This window comes from Sandaracinobacter sp., from assembly GCF_041909755.1.
Classification (GTDB): Bacteria; Pseudomonadota; Alphaproteobacteria; order Sphingomonadales; family Sphingomonadaceae; genus Sandaracinobacteroides.
The window spans coordinates 1-4156 of sequence record NZ_JAYRCW010000140.1; the positions used below are offsets into that span (position 1 = coordinate 1).

The following is a 4156-nucleotide window of genomic DNA, read 5'->3' on the forward strand; positions in this document are numbered from 1 at the left end:
ATCGCGGCCGCCCACGATGATCATTTCCAGCGCCACATACAGGATCAGCAGCAGCCCGATCCAGCCGATCCAGTGATAGCGCTCGATCAGGCGCGCGATGTAATTGGCGGCGATCCCCATCAGCGCGACCGACAGGACCAGGCCGATGATCATGATCTCGGTGTGGTGCTTCGATGCGCCGGCGACCGCCAGCACATTGTCGAGGCTCATCGAAAGGTCGGCGATGGCCACGGCCCAGGCCGCGCCCCAGAAGGTCTTGGCGGGCGGCGGCGCGTCGTGCGCGATGGTGCCGTCGTCCAGCACCACCTTGGTGTCGGGTTTCAGCTCGCGGTACATCTTCCAGCAGACCCACAGCAGCAGCAGGCCGCCCGCCAGCCGGATGCCCACGACATCCAGCAATTGCGTGACGACCAGCGCGAAGGCGATCCGCATGACGAGCGCGGCCACCATGCCCAGCGCGATCACCTTCTTGCGATCGGCCGGCGGCAGGCCCGCCGCAAGCGCGCCGATCACGATCGCATTGTCCCCGGCGAGGACCAGGTCGATCATGATCACCTTGCCAAGGGCGGCCCAGGCGCCCGGCTCCTGCATGAAGGCGAAGCTGAAGAATTCCATGGCCAGCCTGCTAGCCGAAACCGCAGGCCCTGCAAACGGGTTTCAGCATCGGCCGCCCAACCAACACCCGGCCCGCAGGGCCGCAAGCGCGACCGCGCGCCCGGAGCGCAGCGGAGGAAAGCCAAGGCGGGCGGATGCCCGCCGCCCGGTGCCTGAGGGACTAAACAAAATCCGGCCCGCAGGGCCGCAAGCGCGACCGCGCGCCCGGAGCGCAGCGGAGGAAGCCAAGGCGGGCGGAGGCCCGCCGCCCGGCGCCTGCGGGGCCAAAAAAAATCCACGCGAAGCGGAGGAAGCCAAGGCGGGCGGATGCCCGCCGCCCGGCGCCTGAGGGACAATCAAATACCCATTTGATCTGCCAACAGGCAGAGCAAATGGTGCGGACGGCGGGACTCGAACCCGCACTCCCCGAAGGGAAAGGGATTTTAAGTCCCGTGCGTCTACCAGTTTCGCCACGTCCGCTTGCGCCCCGATGGCCGCAGTGCGGCATGGGGCAGCTGTTTGCGGTGGTCAATCCACCAGCATGTCGAATGAAAACCGCAGCGCGCCGCCGGCGCGCTCAATCCATGTTCAGGCGCTCGCGCAATTCCTTGCCGGGCTTGAAATGCGGCACGCGCTTGGCATCCACATCCACGGATTCACCCGTGCGCGGGTTGCGGCCGGTGCGGGCGTTGCGGCCACGGGTGGAAAAGGCGCCGAAGCCGCGCAGTTCCACGCGGCCGCCTTCGGCCAGCCTGTCGGTGATGGAATCCAGGATCGTCGACACGACCCGTTCCGCCTCGCGCTGGCCCAGATGCGGGTTCGCGTCTGCAATCTTCTGCACAAGTTCGGATCGGATCATCTTGCCTGCCCCACCTTTGCTGCAACCGAATATGGGCCGCAATCCGCCCGTCGGTCAAGCCCTTCAATCGTAAAGCAAAAGGGCGGCGCCTTGCGGCACCGCCCTTCCGTTTCCCGAAAGCCGGGCAGGGGGCTCAGCCGTCCTGCTTGGCCTTGTTCAGGGCCGCACCCAGGATGTCGCCCAGCGAGGCGCCCGAGTCCGACGAACCATATTGTGCAACTTGCTGCTTTTCTTCGGCAATCTGCATCGCCTTGATGGAAAGCATCGGCTTCTTGCCACGTTCGAAGCCCACCACCAGCGCATCGACCTTCTGGCCGACCTGAAAGCGCTCCGGACGCTGCTCGTCGCGGTCGCGCGACAGGTCCGAGCGCTTGATGAAGGCGGTCGGGCCGTCCTCACCGATCTGCACTTCGATCCCGCCGTCACGCGCTTCGCGCACGATCGCCGTCACGATTTCGTTCTTCGAGAAGCCACCGGCCGAGGCGGTCGCCGCAGCGCCCGTTCCGGCGCCGGCAGCGGCGCCAGCGCCTTCAGCGGACACCTGCTTGATACCCAGCGAGATGCGCTCGCGCTCGACATCGACTTCCAGAACCTGGGCCTTCACCATCTCGCCCTTGTGATGCAGGGCAAGGGCGGATTCACCCGAAACGCCCCAGGCGATGTCCGACATGTGCACCATGCCGTCCACTTCGCCGGGCAGGCCGATGAACAGGCCGAACTCGGTGGAGTTCTTGACTTCGCCTTCCACGACCGAGCCGACCGGATGCTGTTCGGCGAACACTTCCCACGGGTTGCGCTGCGCCTGCTTCAGGCCCAGCGAAATCCGGCGCTTCTCGCCATCGACTTCCAGCACGACAACGTCGACTTCCTGGCTGGTCGAAACGATCTTGCCCGGGTGGACGTTCTTCTTCACCCAGCTCATTTCCGAAACGTGGACGAGGCCTTCGATGCCCGGTTCCAGTTCGATGAAGGCGCCATATTCCGTGATGTTCGTCACGCGGCCCTTCAGCTTGGCGCCGACCGGGTACTTGGCTTCTGCGCCTTCCCACGGATCCGATTCCAGCTGCTTCATGCCCAGGCTGATGCGCTGGGTGTCGCGGTTGATGCGGATGATCTGCACCTTCACCGTGTCACCGATGTTGATGACTTCGTTCGGGTGGCCGACGCGCTTGTAGCTCATGTCGGTCACGTGCAGCAGGCCATCGATCCCGCCCAGGTCCACGAAGGCGCCATAGTCGGTGATGTTCTTCACCACGCCGTCGATCACCTGGCCTTCGGACAGGCTCTGGATCAGGCCGGTGCGCGCTTCGGCGCGGGTCTCTTCCAGGATGCTGCGGCGCGAAACCACGATGTTGCCGCGCTTGCGGTCCATCTTCAGCAGCTGGAACGGCTGGGCGATGCCCATCAGGGGCGTCACGTCGCGCACGGGCCGGATATCCACCTGCGATCCGGGCAGGAACGCAACCGCGCCACCCAGATCCACGGTGAAGCCGCCCTTCACGCGGCCGAAGATCACGCCGTCCACACGCTCGCCGGCGTTGAACTGGCCTTCCAGCTTGTCCCAGGCGGCTTCGCGGCGTGCGCGGTCGCGCGACAGCATCGCTTCACCAAAGGCGTTCTCGACGCGGTCGACATACACGTCCACCTCTTCGCCGACAGACACCTGCGGGGCCTGGCCCGGGGGGGTGAATTCACGGATCGAAATACGGCCTTCAGACTTTAGGCCCACGTCGATCACCACCAGATCATTCTCGATGGCGGTGACCCGCCCCTTCACCACCTTCCCCTCGAAGCTCTGGGATTCGCCCAGCGATTTGTCGAGGAGCGCGGCGAAGTCGTCGCGGGTGGGCATTGCGGTCGAAGCCATGTATGTCCTAACGTTCAAATACCGGCCTGCCGCAGGTCCTGTTGGCGGCGGGCGCGGGTTAGAGCGGATCCACGAATTTCCGAAAACAGAAAGCGGCGCGCGAGAGCGCCTATGCCCTTCGCCGCCGACCTGTCAGGAAACCCGGTCCAGCTGCCTGGAGACAAGCTCCACGGCCTTCCGGACGGCCGCGGCTATATCCAATTCGCTCGTATCTAGCAAGTCGGCGTCGTCCGCCTGCCGAAGCGGCGCGTCGCTGCGGCCCATGTCGCGCGCATCGCGTGCCCGGATGTCGGCCAGCACCTGTGCCTCGGCCACGTCCCGCCCGGCCGCCGTCAGCTCCAGGAAGCGCCGGTGCGCCCGGATTTCCGGCGCGGCGGTCACGAACAGTTTGGCGTCGGCCTCGGGCGCGATCACGGTGCCGATGTCGCGCCCGTCCAGCACGGCACCCGCGGGCTGGGCGGCAAAGGCCTTCTGGAACGCCAGCAGCGCAGCCCGCACCTCGGGCAGGGCCGACACGCGCGATGCGGCCTCTCCCGTCTGCGCCCCGCGCAATTCGGGGTCCTCCAGCAGCGAAAGATCAAGTGCTGCCGCCTTCGCGCCCACGGCCCGCCCGTCGCCCAGATCCAGCCCGGCGCGGATCGCCGACAACGCCACCGCGCGATAAAGCGCGCCCGTATCCAGATGCGGCACGCCGAAGTGCCGCCCCAGCGCCCGGGCGATGGTGCCCTTGCCCGATGCAGCCGGCCCATCCACCGCAATCAGGGGCATGATGATTCCTGTTGCGCAGCGCGCACATGCCTCCCACCGCCCCGCGCCCCCGCCCGGCCGCCCATCGA

The 4156-nt window shown here is 66.5% G+C and carries 4 protein-coding genes and 1 tRNA gene; all 5 read right to left on the minus strand.

The features are described 5' to 3' along the window. The coding region (locus tag ACE3O8_RS12990) for a TerC family protein (RefSeq protein ID WP_374390402.1) at positions 1–615 on the minus strand (615 nt) is incomplete at its 3' end. Between the two features lie 372 nt (positions 616–987). After that, a tRNA-Leu gene (locus ACE3O8_RS12995) sits at positions 988–1074 on the minus strand. A 97-nt stretch (positions 1075–1171) separates the two neighbouring features. Beyond that, positions 1172–1453, minus strand: a complete 282-nt coding sequence (locus tag ACE3O8_RS13000) for an integration host factor subunit beta (protein WP_374390404.1) — start codon at positions 1451–1453, stop codon at positions 1172–1174. A 133-nt stretch (positions 1454–1586) separates the two neighbouring features. After that, entirely contained in the window at positions 1587–3320 is a 1734-nt protein-coding gene (gene rpsA, locus ACE3O8_RS13005; protein WP_374390406.1) for a 30S ribosomal protein S1, read from the minus strand. Between the two features lie 132 nt (positions 3321–3452). Next, entirely contained in the window at positions 3453–4088 is a 636-nt protein-coding gene (gene cmk, locus ACE3O8_RS13010; RefSeq protein WP_374390408.1) for a (d)CMP kinase, read from the minus strand. Positions 4089–4156: the final 68 nt, after the last annotated feature.

What these genes read in the sequence shown, in the direction of transcription:
- ACE3O8_RS13000 (WP_374390404.1), bottom strand. Translation starts at nt 1,453, where the DNA reads ATGATCCGATCCGAACTTGTGCAGAAGATTGCAGACGCGAACCCGCAT.
- rpsA (WP_374390406.1), bottom strand. Translation starts at nt 3,320, where the DNA reads ATGGCTTCGACCGCAATGCCCACCCGCGACGACTTCGCCGCGCTCCTC.
- cmk (WP_374390408.1), bottom strand. Translation starts at nt 4,088, where the DNA reads ATGCCCCTGATTGCGGTGGATGGGCCGGCTGCATCGGGCAAGGGCACC.